Source organism: Actinoplanes sp. NPDC019969 (assembly GCF_055562375.1).
This window is the reverse complement of record NZ_JBVHFK010000007.1, coordinates 525,449-543,193: the sequence shown is the minus strand read 5'-3', so window position 1 is coordinate 543,193 and position 17,745 is coordinate 525,449. Positions and strand designations below refer to the sequence as shown.

At 69.7% G+C, this 17,745-nt stretch carries 21 protein-coding genes; 6 read left to right on the top strand and 15 right to left on the bottom strand.

The genetic code is table 11. The annotated features are described in order from the left end of the window. Positions 1 to 128: 128 nt before the first annotated feature. From ACZ3II_RS23660 to ACZ3II_RS23640, 5 genes are all read right to left on the bottom strand, one after another. The gene (locus ACZ3II_RS23660) at positions 129 to 1,142 is read right to left on the bottom strand and encodes an AraC family transcriptional regulator (RefSeq protein ID WP_465519875.1); all 1,014 of its coding nucleotides are present in this window, start codon (positions 1,140 to 1,142) and stop codon (positions 129 to 131) included. 10 nt (positions 1,143 to 1,152) lie between these two features. After that, positions 1,153 to 1,515 carry a phospholipase gene (locus ACZ3II_RS23655; protein ID WP_465519874.1) on the bottom strand — a complete coding sequence of 121 codons (363 nt, stop codon included), beginning with the start codon at positions 1,513 to 1,515 and terminating at the stop codon, positions 1,153 to 1,155. After that, positions 1,512 to 2,903 (bottom strand): DUF4331 domain-containing protein, encoded by a 1,392-nt coding sequence (locus tag ACZ3II_RS23650; RefSeq protein WP_465519873.1) that lies wholly within the window; start codon positions 2,901 to 2,903, stop codon positions 1,512 to 1,514. The genes ACZ3II_RS23655 and ACZ3II_RS23650 overlap by 4 nt, the downstream gene beginning before the upstream one ends. Before the next feature lie 28 nt (positions 2,904 to 2,931). After that, entirely contained in the window at positions 2,932 to 3,207 is a 276-nt protein-coding gene (locus ACZ3II_RS23645) for a hypothetical protein (protein WP_465519872.1), read from the bottom strand. A gap of 105 nt (positions 3,208 to 3,312) precedes the next feature. Then, positions 3,313 to 4,173 (bottom strand): lytic polysaccharide monooxygenase, encoded by an 861-nt coding sequence (locus ACZ3II_RS23640; protein ID WP_465519871.1) that lies wholly within the window; start codon positions 4,171 to 4,173, stop codon positions 3,313 to 3,315. Positions 4,174 to 4,294: 121 nt separating this feature from the next. On the opposite strand from ACZ3II_RS23640, the gene ACZ3II_RS23635 reads away from it, so the two are divergent. Both ACZ3II_RS23635 and ACZ3II_RS23630 read left to right on the top strand, forming a co-directional pair. After that, a complete protein-coding gene (locus ACZ3II_RS23635; protein WP_465519870.1) occupies positions 4,295 to 4,663 on the top strand; it encodes an FKBP-type peptidyl-prolyl cis-trans isomerase in 369 nt (122 codons plus the stop codon). Positions 4,664 to 4,762: 99 nt separating this feature from the next. After that, positions 4,763 to 5,317: a GNAT family N-acetyltransferase gene (locus ACZ3II_RS23630; RefSeq protein WP_465519869.1), complete on the top strand. Its 555-nt coding sequence runs from the start codon at positions 4,763 to 4,765 to the stop codon at positions 5,315 to 5,317. On the opposite strand, the gene ACZ3II_RS23625 is transcribed toward ACZ3II_RS23630, so the two are convergent. Genes ACZ3II_RS23625 through ACZ3II_RS23610 form a run of 4 tightly spaced genes read right to left on the bottom strand, consistent with a single transcriptional unit; the run spans position 5,318 to position 7,633 of the window. Next, complete coding sequence (locus ACZ3II_RS23625; RefSeq protein WP_465519868.1) at positions 5,318 to 5,878, bottom strand: TetR/AcrR family transcriptional regulator; 561 nt, start codon at positions 5,876 to 5,878, stop codon at positions 5,318 to 5,320. A 10-nt stretch (positions 5,879 to 5,888) separates the two neighbouring features. Continuing rightward, the gene (locus tag ACZ3II_RS23620; protein ID WP_465519867.1) at positions 5,889 to 6,422 is read right to left on the bottom strand and encodes a hypothetical protein; all 534 of its coding nucleotides are present in this window, start codon (positions 6,420 to 6,422) and stop codon (positions 5,889 to 5,891) included. Positions 6,423 to 6,476: 54 nt separating this feature from the next. Beyond that, positions 6,477 to 7,370 (bottom strand): hypothetical protein, encoded by an 894-nt coding sequence (locus ACZ3II_RS23615; RefSeq protein ID WP_465519866.1) that lies wholly within the window; start codon positions 7,368 to 7,370, stop codon positions 6,477 to 6,479. Positions 7,371 to 7,420: 50 nt separating this feature from the next. Then, a complete protein-coding gene (locus ACZ3II_RS23610; RefSeq protein ID WP_043533775.1) occupies positions 7,421 to 7,633 on the bottom strand; it encodes an RNA-binding S4 domain-containing protein in 213 nt (70 codons plus the stop codon). Positions 7,634 to 7,732: 99 nt separating this feature from the next. On the opposite strand from ACZ3II_RS23610, the gene ACZ3II_RS23605 reads away from it, so the two are divergent. Continuing rightward, positions 7,733 to 8,506, top strand: coding sequence for a DUF1775 domain-containing protein (locus ACZ3II_RS23605; RefSeq protein WP_465519865.1), 774 nt, complete (start codon positions 7,733 to 7,735; stop codon positions 8,504 to 8,506). A 167-nt stretch (positions 8,507 to 8,673) separates the two neighbouring features. Here the strand turns inward: ACZ3II_RS23605 and ACZ3II_RS23600 are convergent, their stop codons facing one another. After that, complete coding sequence (locus tag ACZ3II_RS23600) at positions 8,674 to 9,612, bottom strand: DHH family phosphoesterase (RefSeq protein WP_465519864.1); 939 nt, start codon at positions 9,610 to 9,612, stop codon at positions 8,674 to 8,676. Positions 9,613 to 9,804: 192 nt separating this feature from the next. Here ACZ3II_RS23600 and zwf point away from each other — a divergent pair, with 192 nt between their 5' ends. Both zwf and ACZ3II_RS23590 read left to right on the top strand, forming a co-directional pair. Beyond that, entirely contained in the window at positions 9,805 to 11,301 is a 1,497-nt protein-coding gene (gene zwf, locus ACZ3II_RS23595) for a glucose-6-phosphate dehydrogenase (RefSeq protein ID WP_465519863.1), read from the top strand. Between the two features lie 87 nt (positions 11,302 to 11,388). Beyond that, complete coding sequence (locus tag ACZ3II_RS23590; RefSeq protein WP_465519862.1) at positions 11,389 to 11,724, top strand: STAS domain-containing protein; 336 nt, start codon at positions 11,389 to 11,391, stop codon at positions 11,722 to 11,724. Here the strand turns inward: ACZ3II_RS23590 and ACZ3II_RS23585 are convergent. Further along, positions 11,711 to 12,754: an ROK family protein gene (locus tag ACZ3II_RS23585; protein ID WP_465519861.1), complete on the bottom strand. Its 1,044-nt coding sequence runs from the start codon at positions 12,752 to 12,754 to the stop codon at positions 11,711 to 11,713. The genes ACZ3II_RS23590 and ACZ3II_RS23585 overlap by 14 nt on opposite strands. A gap of 259 nt (positions 12,755 to 13,013) precedes the next feature. Next, entirely contained in the window at positions 13,014 to 13,454 is a 441-nt protein-coding gene (locus ACZ3II_RS23580) for a hypothetical protein (protein ID WP_465519860.1), read from the bottom strand. A gap of 87 nt (positions 13,455 to 13,541) precedes the next feature. Here ACZ3II_RS23580 and ACZ3II_RS23575 point away from each other — a divergent pair, with 87 nt between their 5' ends. Then, positions 13,542 to 13,679, top strand: a complete 138-nt coding sequence (locus ACZ3II_RS23575) for a hypothetical protein (RefSeq protein ID WP_465519859.1) — start codon at positions 13,542 to 13,544, stop codon at positions 13,677 to 13,679. A 4-nt stretch (positions 13,680 to 13,683) separates the two neighbouring features. Here ACZ3II_RS23575 and mmsB read toward each other — a convergent pair whose 3' ends face one another. The 3 genes from mmsB to chvE all read right to left on the bottom strand — a co-directional run bounded on the left by mmsB (position 13,684) and on the right by chvE (position 17,739). After that, entirely contained in the window at positions 13,684 to 14,937 is a 1,254-nt protein-coding gene (gene mmsB, locus ACZ3II_RS23570) for a multiple monosaccharide ABC transporter permease (protein ID WP_465519858.1), read from the bottom strand. Next, positions 14,934 to 16,469 (bottom strand): multiple monosaccharide ABC transporter ATP-binding protein, encoded by a 1,536-nt coding sequence (gene mmsA, locus ACZ3II_RS23565; RefSeq protein WP_465519857.1) that lies wholly within the window; start codon positions 16,467 to 16,469, stop codon positions 14,934 to 14,936. Before mmsA ends, mmsB begins: the two co-directional genes overlap by 4 nt. 139 nt (positions 16,470 to 16,608) lie before the next feature. Beyond that, positions 16,609 to 17,739: a multiple monosaccharide ABC transporter substrate-binding protein gene (gene chvE / locus ACZ3II_RS23560; RefSeq protein WP_465519856.1), complete on the bottom strand. Its 1,131-nt coding sequence runs from the start codon at positions 17,737 to 17,739 to the stop codon at positions 16,609 to 16,611. Between the last annotated feature and the right edge of the window lie 6 nt (positions 17,740 to 17,745).

Below are 17,745 nucleotides of genomic sequence, written 5' to 3'. Positions count from 1 at the left end.
ACCTTCTTAACATACTCCTCACTCTGCTATCCGTGCGCGTTCAGTTGGTTCGACTATTACACACTCTGTTTTTTTTTTTTGCGGCCCACAACCCGCCCCAAAAACCACACGCCATCGGGTCACCTGATCTACCGCCGGTCGCGCAGCGTCTGCGAGGGGCTGACGCCGAACCGGGCACGGTAGGCGCCGGCGAACCGGCCCAGGTGGGTGAAGCCGTACCGGTAGGCGACCTCGCTGACGCCGGTCTGGCCAGCGTCGGCGCGGGACAGCTCGGCGTGCACGTGGTCCAGGCGCAGCCGGCGCAGGTAGGTGAGCGGGGACATGCCGACGTGCTGGCGGAACGACTCCTGCAGCACGCGCACGCCCACCCCGGCCAGCGCCGCCAGGTCCTTCGTCCGGAAGTCACGGCCGGGCTCGGCGTGCATCGCGTCGAGAGCGCGTTTGACCGTACGCGGCCGGTGTGGCCCCTGCAGTCCCGCCGGCTCCTCGCCGTAGGGATGCTCGACGGTCAGGGCCAGCCCGGACACCACCATGTCGCGCCAGCGGGCCGCCATCCGGGGCTGGCTGGCCAGGCCGTCCGGGCCGCGCAGCTCGGACAGCAGCAGCCGGACCAGGGCGGCCCAGGTCCGGCCGGGGCCGTCGACCAGGTCGAAGCCGGCGCCGAGCGGCAGCGGGGAGACGACCCGCTGGTCGAGGGCGGCGTCCACCTCGCGTTCCAGGGCGGCGCGTTCGACCTTGACGCTGAGCAGGCGGCAGGAGCCGGGCCAGTCCAGCTCGATGTCGCCGGTCGGGCGGTAGACCAGGGCGCGGGTGGGGTCGGCGAGGGCCATCGCGCCGCGGTGCCGGGAGCGCAGCATCCCGGTGAGGGGCACCAGGACGTGGTACGCCGTCTCGAGCGCCCCGATCGACACCTGGATGTCGGCGCCGTACCCCAGCTCGCCGAGGGTGATCGGGCCGAGCGTGACCACGTCCGCGGAGAAGTCGATCCGGGGGCAGTCGCCGACCGGATCGATCCGCAGCGGCCCGTAGTACATCCGGCGGCAGAACTCCCGGGCCTCGTCCATGTCACTGGTACGCAGGCCGACATGGACCGGGATGTCCGCGCCCGGCGACGCCGGGCCCGGGAGCCGACCGCCTGCCATGCCGTCCAGACTAGACCGGAACCGGCATCCGCCCGGGGACCAGATGCGCCGGCCAGGTGACCTCCGCGACCGCCCCGCCACGCACCTCCACCTGCTCCAGCGGGGTGTCGGCGTCCTGCCAGACCACGTACCGGCCCTCCGGGAGGCTGTCGATGACCACGCAGAAGGTGACACCCGATCGGACGTAACGGGCGCGGACCGCGGCATGGGTACGCCGCCCGGTGTCCTCCACCGGGGACACCTCGATCTCGTGTCCCTGCAGCCGCGCGTCGGTGTTGATGATCAGCGCGCCGATCGAGCCGCCGATGTTCAGCATGACCGTGCCCTGCCCGGACGGGGCGAGGGTGTGGTGGTGATGGTGACCGTGGCTCATGAGGGGTTTCCGAATCCGTCGAAGGGCGTGGGCAGGTACGGGAACTTCTTGAGCAGCGAGGCGCTGACGTCCTTGATGCTCAGGCCCTGCTGGACCAGGCCGGCCGCGGCGTCGGCCGTGAACTCCTTGTTCACCAGCGGCAGGGTGGCCCCGGCGACGGCCCGGATCGAGATGGAGACGACGTCGTCGGCGATCCGGCGGCCGTTCGGGAAGCCGGCGATGTCGCCGCCGACCACGCCGAAGGCGTTCTCCTTCTTCGCCGGCGGGATGGCCGTGTTGAGCCGCAGCATGTCGGCCTGCAGCGCGCCGGTGTTGTTCTGGAAGCCCTCGATGATCCCGTCCGGGATGCCGGTCAGCAGGATGGCCAGCAGGTCGGCGCGGGCGTCCTTGGTCTTGTTGAAGGCGGCCAGGTTGTCGAACAGGCCCGGGTACAGCACCGGCAGCAGCGCGCCGAGCTCCGGGGTGGCGACGAACTCGGCGAACCGCTTGTCCTCGCTCGGCGGCAGGCTGTTCCACTTGTCCTTCTGCGCCATCGGCACGATGACCTCGTTGAACAGCGGGTTGCCGAGCCGGGACACCTGCACCGGGGGGCCGACCACGACGTCGCCGGAGCCCTTGTCGCCGCGGACCTCGACCTGCCGGCGGCTGGCGGAGGTCCACACGCCGATGACCGCGCCGGCGTCCTTGGCCCGGACCCGCTTCTTGCCGTCCCGGCGGACCATGTGCAGCGGGATCTGCAGGGCGATGCTGTGCACGTTGGTCTTGTCGGCGGCGTTGACCGCCTTGCCGGCGTAGTTGAACAGCTGCGAGCCGACCAGATGCTTGTCCTGGAACGGGCGCAGCGTGCCCAGGTCGAAGATCGAGCCCAGGTCGACGAAGAACGCGTCGGCGCGCTGCCCGGCGAAGACCTTCTCCCCCGTCTTCAGCTTCTTCACCGCGTCGGCGGCCAGCTTGTCGTAGTCCGGGATGGAGATCTTGCCGACGTTGCAGGGCGGGCACGGCAGCTTGTTCGCCAGCACGGTGCTCTTGCCGTGGCTGTCGACCTTGGTGACCGAGTAGAACTGGCGGCGGTTCCAGTTCTCGCTGTCCAGCGATTCGATCTGGCCGGTGTTGTAGAGGAACGTCCGGTCGTTGCGCAGTTCGGTGCGGAACCGGAACTGGTACGTGACGTCCGGCCGGGCATCGCCGTTCGCGTCGATGTGGATCTCGTACAGCACGTCGTCGCCGAACTCGAAGAAGTTCGGGCCGCTGGAGGGGAGTTGCAGCGGCACGTAGTTGGCGATGATCGTGACGGTGTCCGGATCGTCGGGGCTGACGAACGCGTACAGGTCGGAGCTGTCGGCGACCGGATCCTTGCTGATCTCCGGCGCTTCGCGGTGCGAGGACATGCGGGGGTGTCTCCTGTCGGGGGGAAGGTCAGCGACCGGCGGCTTTGAGCAGGCTCTTGACGAGTGCCTTGTCGGTTATCGTCGTGACCTTCTCGCCGGAGAAGACATCGATCGTGCCCTTCTTGACGTCGCGCAGCGAGATCACCAGCGGCGCGCCGTCGTCGTCGCTCTCGGCCTCGCCGGCGAGGCTGAGCCCGGCCACCGAGGCGGCGGAGACGCCCACGCCGGTCGCGGCGAGCGCCAGCACGCGGCGGCGGGACAGCCAGGAGGTGCGGCCCGGGGCGCGGTAACGAACACGACTCATGCTTGGCCTTTCGTCGTCAGTGGGGGCCTGCCAGGCGGTGGATCGTCGACGCCCGTCAGTACGAGATCCAGATCCGGCCGGTTCAAAACAATTTTCAGGAAACCCTCAGCGGGAGCCCCGGCGGCGCAGCCTCCCGATGCCCGCACCGGCCCCGGCCAGCAGCGCGACACCGATCGCCCCGCCGATCAGCCAGTGACCGAAAGAGGTCATCCCGTCGTCCTCCGCGGGCTTCTCCGCCGCCGCCGGCACCGGGACCGGGACCGTCGACGCGACCACCGAGGGGGCAGCCTTGGTCACCACCGGGGCCGGGGCCTTCGTGGTGGCGGCGGGTGACGGGGCCCGCGTGGCGGCCGGGGCCGGGAACACCAGGTCGGAGCAGGAGTAATAGGTGTCCGGGGTGCTCGTCGTCTCCCACACCACGTAGAGGATGTGCCGCCCCGTCCGCTGCGGCAGATCCACCCGCATCCGGTACGACCCCCCGGTCAGCGGCGGATCCTTCACCTCGGTGAGTTCCGTGAGGTCGGCCCAGTTCAGCTTCCGGTCCGGCGCGTACCCGGCCTTGGTCAGGTAGATCCGGAACGACCCCTGGTGCGGGATGGTCCCCCGGTACGTGATCTTCAGGTTCTGCCCGGACCTGACCTTCGTGGACGGGAAGTCGTCCCGGGCCAGATCCAGCCCCCGGTAGTTTTCGAGCCCGCCGCTGCAGAGCCGGCCGTCCGGCACCCGGGCCCGGTCGTCGCCGTTCACGTTCGCGAGCCGCAGGTTGTCGTACGCCCCCAGGAATCCGCCGGTCGCCTTCAGCGCGGCCGTGCAGGCCGCCGCGTCCCGCTCGGTCCCGTTGCCGGCGCAGGCGGCGGTCCGGCTGATCGGGGTCACCGGCGACCCGTGCGCCCGCGCGGGCGTGGGCGCCACCGGCACGGCGGCCGCGGCCAGCAGGCCGAGGACGGCGAGACGTCGGACGAGCATGAGATCTCCAGGTTCGGCGGACGGGAAGAGCCACCCGGAGGTACGGAGTTCAGGCACCGCTCGTTCAGCGGCCATCGACCTGTGATTGCATGGCCGAGTCAGTAAGAAACCAGGAGGATTCATGAGCAAGCCCGATGTCGGCCTGATTCCCGACGCTCCCGCCACCGAGCTGGCGATCGAGGACATCGTCGTGGGCGAGGGCCAGGAGGCGAAGCCCGGCGACTTCGTGAGCGTCCACTACGTCGGTGTCGCCCAGTCCACGGGCAAGGAGTTCGACGCCTCCTACAACCGGGGCGAGCCGTTCGGTTTCCGGGTGGCGGGCCAGCAGGTCATCGCCGGCTGGGACCAGGGCGTGGCCGGGATGAAGGTCGGCGGCCGCCGCAAGCTGATCATCCCGCCGCACCTGGGCTACGGGGCGCGCGGCGCGGCCGGCGCGATCAAGCCGAACGAGACCCTGATCTTCGTGGTGGACCTGCTCCAGGTCCACTGAGCCGCACACCGCCCGGCGGCCGCCCCGTGTCACGCACGGGACGGCCGCCGGTGGTATTTCGATAGAGGATCGACAGCACCCGCGGCCATGCTGGGAACCATGGTTCCGATGGAGTATCCCGGCGCGCCGACGGTGCGCACGATCCCGACCGCCGACCTGGACCCCGCCCAGCGGCAGGCGCTCCGCCGGCTGCTGGACCTCGCCTTCGACGGCGGGTTCGACGACCACGACTGGGATCACGCGCTCGGCGGCTCGCACCTGGTGATCACCCACGACGGTGTCCCGGTGGCGCACGGCGCGGTGGTGCAGCGCCGTTTCCTGCTCGGCGGCCGGAGCCTGCGATGCGGTTACGTCGAGGCGGTCGCGGTGCATCCGGCCCGGCGGCGGCGAGGCCTGGCCTCGGCCGTGATGACCGAGGCCGAGCGACTGATCGACGGCGGGTTCGAGCTGGGCGCGCTCTCCGCCTCCGCGGCGGGCCGGGAGCTCTACCTGGGCCGTGGCTGGGTGGTGTGGCAGGGCCCGACCGCGGTCCTCACCCCGGACGGCGTGGTCCGCACCCCGGAGGACGACGGTGGCACCCTGGTCCGCCCGGTCCCGGGCCTGGACGTGACCGGTGAGCTGGTCTGCGACTGGCGTGACGGCGACGTCTGGTGATCAGCGGGCCGCCCACAGCCGTTCCAGCAGGAGCCGGAGCGCGGCCGTCACGTCCTCGTCCGGCCGGTCCAGCGCCCGCGCGTCGGCCACCGCGACGACCGCGGCGGTCGCCGCGGTGATCAGCTCGAGGCCCGGTCCCGGATCGATCAGCCCGATCCGTACCCCGTCGGCGACCAGGGCTGTGATCCACGGATCGCCGTCGCCGGGCCGGGACCCCGCCGCGGCCAGGACCGCCCGGTCGGCCGGCTGGTCCCGCAGGTGCCGCGCCAGCCGCCGGGCGCCGTCCGTGAACCGTTCCCACAGCTCCTCGGGTGTGGTGACCGGCTCCCACCGGCCGAGCACGGCACGAACCCGCTCCCCCGCGTCGGCCGCGACCGCCGCGAACAGGTCGTCCTTGCCGTCGAAGTAGTGGTACGCGCTGGTCTTGGAGATGCCCGCGTCCGCGATGATCCGGTTGAACGAGGCGCCGTCCCGGCCGTCCCGCGCGAAATGCTCGCGGGCCACGGCGAGGATGGCGGCGCGGGTCGCGGGCGGGAGCCGGTCGAAGCGGGGCAGCGGCATTCTCGGCATCCTAGGTTCCGTCGCGCGGGACCGGGACGAAGTCCGCCGCGGGTGGCCGGCGGACCGCGGTGAGCCGGGCGGTGAGCCGCCAGTGGACGGCCCACAGCGGCAGCGCGACCGCTCCCCCGGCGAGACCGGCCACCCCGGGCAGCAGCGACACGATCTGCGCCACGCACCAGCCGTAGCCGAGCAGCGCCCAGCGGCGCGCCTGCCCGGGCGGCACGCCGTCGGCGGCCAGCGAGGCGGCGACCGCCCGGACGATGAAGAAGTCCTCGACGAAGTTGTGCGGGACGGCGAACATCCACCACACCGCGCCGGGGCGGGCCCGGCGCACCCCCGGCCGCACCGTGCCCAGGGCACGCTGGAGGGTGCGGCAGTAGAGCGCGACCAGGCCGAGGAACCCGAGGACGATCGCGGCGCTAATCCATCGGGGACGTCCCGCGATCTCGGTCAGGATGCCGCCGCCCCACTGCGGGGCCCAGAGCGGCTGAGTCAGCAGGATCAGCACACCCGTCGTCCCGAGCAGACGCACCACCAGGCTCATACCGCTGAAGCCTACCGCTGGTGTGTACTACTGGTACACCCTCGCCGATCGGGTTCATGCCTGCCTCTGCAGCGAGGCGCAGTTCGTCTCGTCGGGCAGCAGCGGGCGGAACTGGATCTGCCACTTCTTACCGGCGGACTCCCACGGCGTACGCTGCGTGGCCTTCGCCGCGGCCGCCCAGACCCGGTCCTTCTCCGTACCCTCGACGGTCAAGCAGTTGATCTTCAGGTTCTGGTTGAGGACGCCGCCCGGCAGCTCCGGACCGGGCCAGGCGACCGGGGCGCCGCCCACGCCGTCCCCGGTGTCCTGATAGGGCTGGGCCAGCACCGCGACCCGCTCCGGCTGGTAGGCCTGGGCCGGCGGGCTGCCCGCCTCGGCCACCATCCGGGTCAGCGAGGCCAGGAAGTCCGACAGCCTCTTGCGGGCGGCGTGCTGCTCCTTGGTCAGCGAGGTGTCGTCCGGGCTGGCCTCGTTGAGCGCCATCACCTCGACACTCTTCTCGCCGTTGTCGGTGAGCACGGTGATCCGGGTGCTCGGGACGTCCGCGACGCCGGGGATGCCGAAGTCGCCACCGGCCCCGACGCCCGCGGCGACCGCCTCGGTGGTCAGCTCCTTCACCCGCGCCGGGCTGACCCGGATCTCCTGCAGGTTCGGCAGCGCCGGGCCGGGATACTTCAGCGTCACCGGGCCCTCGGTCAGCGCGCGTCCGTCGGCGTAGAGGCTGAACAGCGGGAGCCGGGACGGGATGGTCTCGGCGGGGACGAAACCGCCCCGGTACTCCACCCGGAGAGCGACGGTGGCCGCGCCGGCGGTGGAGGCGCTCTCGGTGACCGGCGCGGACGACGAGGCCGGAGCGCCGGCCACACCGGCGGCGCCGGGCTGTGCGCAGGCGCTCAGCAGCAGGAGGGGGACGGCGGCGGCGGTCAGGAGGCCGCGGTGAATGGTCATGATTTGTACGACGACCCAGCCCCCGGAAGGGTTCCGGCCCCAGGGCGAAGTTATTCGGCGACCACCCGGGCCCGGCGTCCGAGCACCTCGACGACGTCACCCGGATGGAGCTGACGGCCGCGCCGGGTGTCGACCTCGCCGTTCACCGTCACGTCGCCGGAGCTGATCAGGATCTTGCCCTCCCCGCCGGTGTCGGTGAGATCGGCCAGCTTGAGGAACTGGCCGAGCCGGATCATGTCGCCGTCGATGGGCACGTCACGCATGGGTTCATCATCCGCCACGAGATCGCCGGGAAAACTTCTGGGTCCGCGTTGAACCATCGGGACCGGTGATCCGAACTACATGTCGTGAGGCATCCGACGATGGCCCGCCGAGCGGGCGTGCTGACCGCTGTGACCGCCGCCGGCGTGTTCTTCGCCGCCGGCCCGGCCGCGGCGGACGTGACCGTGAACCCCCCGGCGGCGACGCAGGGCAGTGGAGCGAACCTGAGCTTCCACGTGACCAACGAGGGCACCGCCCCGATCACGGAGGTGACGCTGAAGATCCCGGCGGACACCCCGGTGGCCGAGGCGTACCCGCTGTCGGTGAACGACTGGGCTCCGAAGATCAACTATCGGAAGCTCGCCGTGCCGTTGCAGACGATCCACGGCGCCACCCCCGCCACCGAGGCCGCCGACTCGATCACCTGGCTCGCCGTGAACGGCGTCACCATCCCGCCCGGGAAGTCCGCCGACCTGACGGTCGCGCTCGGGCCGATGCCGACGCTGAGCTCGATGCGGTTCACCGTGGAGACGAAGTACGCCGGGGGCGCGGCCGGACCGGTCATGCCGGCGACCGTCACCCTGACCCCGTCGGACGGCACCCAGCCGGTGTCCCACCACGGCGCCGGCGGCGACTCCTCCTCCTCGTCCGAGGAGGTGCTCTTCGAGCAGATCGCGCTCCAGGCGCAGCAGGGCCCGTCCTGGGCCTCGATCTCCGGCTGGATCGTGGCCGTGCTGGCGCTGCTCGGCGCCGGGTGGGCGCTGCTGCGCGGCCGGCACCGGGCCAAGGAGGACGAGCCGGACGAGACGCCGACCCCGGAGGAGAAGGAGCCCGTCGCCGCCGGGACCGGCGGCAAGTGGAGCTACAAGGACTGAGACTTCCCCCGCAGGCCTGCGGGGAAGGGGATCTCACGCGGGCGGGCGTGAGATCCGTCGTGGCGAGCGCGTGGGGCGCACGGCCGCGACCGGCGGGTGGGGCCCGGGCAAGGCCCATGATCCGCGTCCCGTACGGGCGGGGCCCTTCGAGGGTCCCGTCCGTACGGTCAGACCGGGACGACGCGCTCGGTGCGCAGCGCGTCGATGATCTCCCGTTCCACCCGGTCGGACTCGTCGTGCGGGACCTGGCAGGTGCCGGCCGCGAGGTGACCGCCGCCGCCGTAGCGCAGCATCACCTCGCCGACGTCCACCGGTGAGGTCCGGTCCAGGATCGACTTGCCACAGGCGAACACGGTGTTGAGCTTCTGCCGGCCCCAGATGATGTGCACCGAGACCCGGGACTCGGGGAACAGCGCGTACACCATGAACCGGTTGCCGGCCTCGATGACCTCCTCGTCGCGCAGATCGACGATCACCACGTCGCCGTCCAGGCGGCAGACCCGGTGCAGCTGCTCGACGAAACGGGCCGAGCAGTCGTGGAACAGCTCGGCGCGCTCCACCACGTCGGGCAGCGCGAGGATCTCGTTGACGTCGTTGTGCTCGATGCAGGCGTCGATGAGCTGCATCATCAGCTGGTAGTTGGAGATCCGGAAGTTGCGGAACCGGCCCAGTCCGGTGCGGCTGTCCATCAGGAAGTTGAGCAGCGTCCAGCCGGTCGGGCTGAGGATGTCGGTGAGCGAGTAGTCGGCCGAGTCGGCCTGGTCCACCGCGCGCATCAGCTCGTCGGTGACCTTCGGGAACCGCTCCTTGCCACCGAAGTGCTCGTAGATCACCCGGGCCGCCGACGGCGCCTCGGCGTCGATCACGTGGTTGCTGCGGTCGCCGTCGTTGCGCAGCGTCTCGGAGTGGTGGTGGTCGAAGACCATGTTGGCGCGGCCGTCGTACGGCAGGTTGGTGAGGATGTCCCGGTCGGTGACGTCCACGACGCCGTCCTGCACGTCCTTGGGGTGCACGAAGAGGATGTCGTCGATCATGTCGAGATGGCGTAGGAGCACGGCGCACACGAGACCGTCGAAGTCGCTTCGGGTCACGAGCCGGTACTTCACGGGGCCCCCCTCGGTTGCCAGACCTTTGGGACCAGTTTGCCACCTTTCTGGCATTCGTCCGGGCTGCATTGCTTTATGGACGTGTTCACCGCCACGTTGTCCCGCTTTCCAGGAAGCGGATGAACCCTGCGGCCCCTTCCGGCCGTAGGGTTCAGACGGACGGTAACGACCCGGTCGGAGGACTCGCAGAAGATGGACCACGCACCTCAGCTCATCCAGGAGCGCAGCGCCCCGCCAGCCACGCTGGTGATCTTCGGCGCCTCCGGTGACCTGACCCGCCGCAAGCTGCTTCCGGCGGTGGAGAACCTGGCTCGCCACGGCCGCCTCCCCGACCAGTTCGCCCTCGTCGGCGTCGCCCGCACGCCGATGAGCGACGAGCAGTTCGCCGAGAGCGCCCTCGGCGGCCGCAGCCTCGCCGAGAAGCGCCAGCTCGCCGGCGGCATCCGGTACGTGGCCGGCGGTTACGACGACCCGGACACCTACAAGCGCCTGGCCGAGACCCTCGACGAGCTGGACGCCCAGCGCGGCACCTCCGGCAACCGCCTGTTCTACCTGTCGACCCCGGCCAACGCGTTCGAGCCGGTGATCTGCGGCCTGGCCGGCGCCGGGCTCAACCAGGCGAACGAGGGCTCCTTCTCCCGCCTGGTGATCGAGAAGCCGTACGGCCGGGATCTCGCCTCCGCCCGCGAGCTGGACGGCGTCGTGCACGCCGCGTTCGACGAGCACAACGTCTTCCGCATCGACCACTACCTGGGCAAGGACACCGTCCAGAACGTGCTGGCGCTGCGCTTCGCCAACTCGATCTTCCAGCCCATCTGGGACCGGTCCTGGGTCGACCACGTGCAGATCACGGTGGCCGAGACGCTCGGCGTCGGCACCCGCGGCGGCTTCTACGAGTCGGCCGGCGCGATGCGCGACATCGTGCAGAACCACGTGCTCCAGGTCCTCGCGCTCGCGCTGATGGAGCCGCCGGCCTCGTTCGAGGGCGAGGGCCTGCGCAGCGAGAAGGTGAAGCTGCTGCAGGCGATCCGGCTCCCCACCGACCGGGACATCGCCGACGCCGCGGTCCGCGGGCAGTACACCCGCGGCGGCACCCGCGAGGAGCTGATGGCCGGCTACCGCGAGGAGGTCGGCGTCGACCCGCTGTCGCGCACCGAGACGTACGCGGCCCTCCGGCTGAACGTGGACAACTGGCGCTGGGCCGGCGTCCCGTTCTACGTGCGGACCGGCAAGCGCCTGCCCGCCCGGGTCACCGAGGTGGCGCTGCAGTTCCAGCGGCCGCCGCACCTGCCGATCCCGACCAACCAGCTCACCGAACTGGACGCGGACGCGCTGATCCTGCGCATCCAGCCGAACGAGGGCATCTCGCTGCGCTTCGGCGCCAAGGTGCCGGGCCACTCGTTCCGGGTGCGGACCGCCAGCATGGAGTTCTCGTACGACCAGACGTTCGTCGAGGAGTCCCCCGAGGCGTACGAGCGCCTGCTGCTGGACGCCCTGGTCGGTGACGCGTCGCTGTTCATCCGCAGCGACGAGGTGGAGCAGTCGTGGCGGGTCGTCGACCCGATCATCGAGCACTGGGCGAACGACAGGTCGCCGATCCCGACGTACGAGGCCGCCTCCTGGGGCCCGACCGACGCGGACCGGCTGATCGGCCGCAACGGCCGCAAGTGGCGCAACGCCGGCGCCTGAGTGGCGCAACCTGCGTGTGGCGACGGGCTCGCATAGGGTATTCATCGATCCCCAAGAGAGCCCGTTCCACCGTGAGGACAGACGAATATGCAGGTCTCGGTCGCGCATCATCCACCGAACACGGCCGTGCTGGTGCTGCGCGGGTCACTCGACATCGACACCGCGCCGGCCCTCAAGGCGAACCTGAGCCGCCTCGTCGAGCGGTCCAGCCCGCGCGTCGTGGTGGACGTCTCCGGCCTCGACTTCTGCGACTCGATGGGCGTCGGTGTGCTGGTCACCGCGCACGGCCGGGCCAATGAACGGGGCGGCTGGGTGCGACTCGCCGCCCCGTCGGGCTTCCTGCGCCGGCTCTTCGACACCCTCGGGCTCAGCGATTACCTGCCGATGTTCCCCGACGTGGCGAAGGCCCTCAACGAGGAGTGACGGTGTTCAGGGCGGCCACCGCCGCGCCGCGCGCCCCGGCCATGTCGCGGTCCGGGACGAGGGCGAAGGTGGCCACCGCCTTCTGCTCGTCTCGCAGGTCGGTGGCCTCCCGGACGCTGTTGAGGAACCACTGCCGGAAATGCGGGGCGGCCTCGACCACACCGCCGCCGAGGAAGTACGCCGCCGGGTCGGTGAAGTTCGCGGCGATGGTGAAGAGCTTGCCGATCGCCTTGGCCTGCTGCCCGAAGACCGCGATGGCCAGGGCGTCCTCCTTCTCCCCGTACCCCCGCAGCGCTTTGGCCGCCGCGCCGATCGGCTCCTTGGCCAGCGGGTGGTCCGGGAAACGGGTCAGCCAGTACGGCAGGAGGTTGTTCTTGATGCCGGTCAGCGACGCGACGCTCTCCACGTCCCCGCTGAACCCGCAGTTGCAGCGCGGCACCGGCTGACCGTCCTCCAGGACGTCGTGCAGCGGGATCTGCACGTGCCCCAGCTCGCCGGCCATGCCGGCCGCACCGCGGATCACCGTGCCGGCCTCCACGACACCGCCGCCCAGACCGGTGCCGACGATCGCGGACACCGACGAGTTCGCCGCCGCGGCCGCGCCGAAGTGCTGGTGGTGGGCGTACAGCGCGGCGGCGTTGCCGTCGTTGTTGTAGACCACCGGCAGGCCGAGCCGGGCCTCCAGAGCGCCCCGGATGTCGAAACCGTGCCAGGACACCTGATTGAAGTTGGTCGCGCCCTTCGACGAGATCACGCCGTTGGCGCTGGCCGGGCCGGGAGTGTCCAGGCCGACCGCGCGGACCAGCGACAGCGGGGTGCTGGTCAGCTCGATGATGTTGGCGAACGCGTCGGCGAGGGCCTCGACGGCCGACTCCGGGCCGTCCAGCACCCGGCTCGGGTTCTCCACCAGGTCATCGACGAGGAACTGCCCCGTCGCATCCAGCACGGTGGCGTTGTTGCAGGTGCCGCCGTTGTCGAGTCCGACGACGACCCAGGACGACGGGGTGCGTACCGTTTCAGCCTGATCCACGGTCTCGAGACTAAGTCAGGAGCCGGTTCCCGGTAATGGGTGCGGCCGGATTGCGGGACGGCAGGCAGCCGGTGCACCGGCGCGGGCCCCGCTGATCGAGGCGAGGGCGGGCCCGGTCCTGGCCGCTGTCCACTGCGGCGGCGAGGACATGCGCGGGCCCCTCGGCCCGGCGGCCGAAGGGCAGCGGCTGGCCGCTGAATGATGCGGACAAAGGCCGGCGGGCGAACCCGCCGGGCTTTGTCACGCCGATTGCATTCGATCAGTTACAGCGCGGCAGGGCGCCGATCTCGGCCGTGCACTTGCGCGGGCCGCCACCGCTCATCCGGATCCACTGGCCCTTCTTGACCCACGTGTTGTTCCAGTAGAAATCGGTGGAGTTGTAGGTGAACGCGTCCACGTCGATGTAGGTGGTCTTCCCGTTCACCGTGCTGCGGCCGCCGTACTGGCCGAACGGCGCCAGGTAGTCCTGGTCGCAGGACGTGACGTCGGGAGTGCCGCCGCCGGTCCACTTCGCGCACTTGTCCGGGCCGGAGTTCCACTTCAGCGTGTAGTGCATGGCGAAGCGGCTGTTGTTGTTGACCGAGCCGCACGGCTTGATCGCGCTGCAACCGCCGGCCTGGGCCGCTGCCGGCGTCAGGAAGATCGCGCCCATCGACGCCGCCACGAGAGCCGCCCCGAGCGACGACACACGACGGGCCATTGTTGATTTCATACGGTGACCTTTCGGATTCATTCTGCTTTCCGGCCCTTGTCGAGGACCGGAATGAATCTCTGCATCCTCCTGAAGATGATCACCGCGGACAAGATGATGAATGCCACCGCGGGAATGGCCACCGGTTCACATCCGCTTAACACCATTGCACCGCAGAAAATAGGAATAGAAAAAGGCCCGGTGGGCGAACCCACCGGGCCTTTCTACCGCTGATCGATCACTTGGCTCCGGCGGCGCGGCGCTTCGACCAGACGTCGAAGGCGACGGCGCCGAGCAGCACCAGACCCTTGACCAGCATGACCTGCTGCGGCTTGGTGGCGCCCATCAGGCCCATGCCGTTGTTGATCACGGCCATGATCAGACCGCCGGTGATCGCGCCGACCACCCGGCCGACGCCACCCTGCACCGCGGCGCCACCGATGAACGCGGCGGCGATGGCGTCCAGCTCAAAGCTGTTGCCGGCGGTCGGGCCGGCCAGGTTCAGGCGGCCCGCGAAGATCAGACCGGCCACGGCGGAGAGCACGCCCATGTTGACGAACAGCCAGAACACCACGGACTTGACCTTGACGCCGGAGAGCGTCGCGGCCTGCAGGTTGCCGCCGACCGCGTAGATCTGCCGGCCGAAGACCGCCTTGTCGGTGACCAGCGTGTAGCCGACCACCAGCACGGCCAGCAGGACGAGCACCCACGGCACGTTGCGGAACCGGGCCAGCTGCACGACCAGGAACATGACGATGACGGCCGGCACGATCACCTTGGCCAGGAAGAGCCAGGTCGGGTCGACGGCCTGGTTGTACTTGATCCGGCCGGCGCGGGAGCGGTACTGGCCGATCGTCATGGCGGCGACCACCACGAGACCGACGATGATGCTGAACAGGTCGGCGCCGCCGAGCGCCTCACCGAGACCGATGTTGCCGAGGAAACCGGGGATGAAGCCGTTGGCCAGGGTCCGGATCTCGTCCGGGAACGGGCCGATGCCCTGGTTGCCCAGGATCCAGTAGGTGACGGCGCGGAACAGCAGCATGCCGGCCAGGGTGACGATGAAGGCGGGGATGCCGAAGTACGCCACCCAGTAGCCCTGCCAGGCGCCGACGAGCGCGCCGAAGACCAGCGTCGCGACGATCGCGATCGGCCAGGGCAGATCCCAGTTGACCATCATGACCGCGGCGAACGCGCCGGCCGCGGCCACCACCGAGCCGACCGACAGGTCGATGTGCCCGGCGATGATGATCAGCACCATGCCGATCGCCAGCACCAGGATGTACGACTGCTGCACGATGATGTTGCTGAGGTTCTGCGGCGACAGCAGGACACCCTCGGTCAGCACGGTGAAGACCAGGATGGTGATCGCGAACGCGATGTAGATGCCGCTCTGCTTCAGGTCGAAGTTGACCTTGCGAGGGGCGGTGTCGGCCTTCGGGCCGGCCGGGACCTTGCCGGCCACACCGGTGCTGCTGGGTGCGGCGGTCACGGCGCCACCTCCTGTACTTCCTTGGTCATGAGGGTCATCAGGCTCTCCTGCGTGGCCTCGGCGCGGGGCACCTCGCCGGTGATCCGGCCGGCCGAGAGGGTGTAGATGCGGTCACAGATCCCGAGCAGCTCGGGAAGCTCGGACGAGATGACCAGGATGGCCTTCCCCTCGTCGGCGAGCCGGTTGATGATCGTGTAGATCTCGTACTTCGCACCGACGTCGATGCCGCGGGTGGGCTCGTCGAGGATCAGCACGTCCGGGTCAGTCAAGATCCACTTCGAGAGTACGACCTTCTGCTGATTACCGCCGGAGAGCTTGCCGACCACCGACTCGACGCTCGGCGCCTTGATGTTCATGCTGCCGCGGAACTCGTCGGCGACCTTGAACTCCTCGTTGCCGTCGACCCAGCCGCCCTTGGCGAGCTTGCCGAGCGCGGCCGCGGAGATGTTGCGCTTGATGTCCTCGATCAGGTTGAGGCCGTACCGCTTGCGGTCCTCGGTGGCGTACGCGATGCCGTGGTCGATCGCCTCGCGCACGGTCCGCGTCCGGATCTCCCGGCCCTCCTTGAAGAGCCTTCCGGAGATGTTGACGCCGTACGAGCGGCCGAAGACGCTCATCGCCAGCTCGGTGCGGCCGGCGCCCATCAGGCCCGCCAGGCCGACGATCTCGCCACGCCGCAGCGTGAGGTTGGCGTTGCGGACCAGGGCCCGGTCGGGCTGGGCAGGGCTGTAGACGGTCCAGTCCTCGATCCGCAGCACCTCGTCGCCGATGGTCGGCGTGTGCTCCGGGTACCGGTGCTCCATGTCGCGGCCGACCATCCCCGCGATGATCTTCTCCTCGGTGAGGTCCGGGGTGTTCTGGGTCCAGATCGTCTTGCCGTCCCGCAGGATGGTGACCCGGTCCGAGATACCCATGACCTCGTTGAGCTTGTGCGAGATGATCACGCAGGTGATGCCCTCGTCACGCAGTCCGCGCAGCAGGTCCAGCAGGTGCGCCGAGTCCTCGTCGTTGAGCGCCGCGGTGGGCTCGTCGAGGATCAGCAGCTTGACCTCCTTGGAGAGCGCCTTGGCGATCTCCACCAGCTGCTGCTTGCCGACGCCGAGGTCGAGGACCGGGGTGACCGCGCTCTCGCGGAGCCCGACCCGACGCAGCAGCGCGTCGGCGGCGGCGTTGGTCTTGTTCCAGTCGATCCAGCCACGCGTCGCCTGCTCGTTGCCGAGAAAAATGTTCTCGGCGATGGAAAGGTTCGACGCGAGGGCCAGCTCCTGGTGGATGATGACGATGCCCCGGTGCTCGCTGTCGCGGATGCCGGAGAACCGGCACGCCTCACCCTCGAACTCGATCTCGCCCTCGTAGGTGCCGTGCGGGTAGACCCCGGACAGCACCTTCATCAGGGTCGACTTACCGGCCCCGTTCTCGCCGCAGATGGAGTGGATCTCCCCCCTGCGGACTTCCAGGTTGACGTCCTGCAGCGCTTTGACGCCCGGGAACGTCTTGGTGATGCCCTGCATTCGCAGGATCGTGTCGCTCATTCGAGCAGCGCTCCTCTCGTTCATGCCGTCCGGTCCTCGCCCAGGGGGCGCCGCTCGGCACGGTCGGCATGAACCCTTTCTTGGGCCGGTGAGGGCCGTGCCCCGCCCGGAGTGTTCCGGGCGGGGCACGGAACCCTGATCACTTCTTCAGCGCGTCAGCCGAGATGTAGCCGCTGTCGATGAGTTCCTTCTGGTAGTTGTTCTTGTCGACGATGATCGACTCCAGAAGCTGCGACGGAACGACCTTCACGCCGTTGTTGTAGTCGGTGGTGTTGTTGGTCTTCGGGGTCTGGCCCTTCAGAACCGCGTCCGCCATCTCGCCGGTGGCCTTGGCCAGCTGGCGGGTGTCCTTGTAGATGGTGGAGTACTGCTCACCCGCGACGATCGACTTGACCGAGGTGACCTCGGCGTCCTGGCCGGTGACGATCGGGTACGGCTGCGCGCCGGTGCCGTAGCCACCCGACTTCAGCGCCGAGAGGATGCCGATCGAGATGCCGTCGTAGGGCGACAGAACGCCGTCGACCTTCGCGCCGCTCTTGTAGGTCGAGGTCAGCAGGTTCTCCATGCGCTTCTGCGCGGTGGCCGGGTCCCAGCGCAGCGTGGAGACGGTCTGGAAGTCGGTCTGGCCGCTCTTGACGACGACCGTGCCGTCCTTGATGTACGGGTCGAGGATGCTCTTCGCCCCGTTGAAGAAGAACGTCGCGTTGTTGTCGTCCGGCGAACCGGCGAACAGCTCGATGTTGAACGGGCCCTTCGCGGTGCCCTTGCTGCCGTCCGCGTTCAGCACCTTGAGACCGGTGAGCAGCGAGGTGGCCTGCTGCACGCCGACCTTGAAGTTGTCGAAGGTGGCGTAGTAGTCCACGTTCGGGCTCTTGCGGATGAGCCGGTCGTACGCGATGACCTTGATGCCGGCCTGCGCCGCGTTCTCCAGCTGGCTGGTGATCGCCTCGCCGTCGATGGAGGCGATGATCAGGAGCTTGGCGCCCTTGGTGATCTGGCTGTCCAGCTGCTGGGTCTGGGTCGGGATGTCGTCCTCGGCGTACTGCAGGTCGACCTTGTAGCCCAGGCCCTCGAGCTGCGACTTGAGGTTGTCGCCGTCGTGGATCCAGCGCTCCGAGGAACGCGTGGGCATGGTGATGCCGACCAGGGCGCCGGCGGTCTCGCCGCCGGTGGTCCCCTTGTCGGCGGTCTTCTCCGAGCTACCGCAGGCCGCCATGCCGGCGGTCAGCGCGGCGGCGGTGAACACGGCCGCGAGCCGGGTGAATTTCACGGTGGA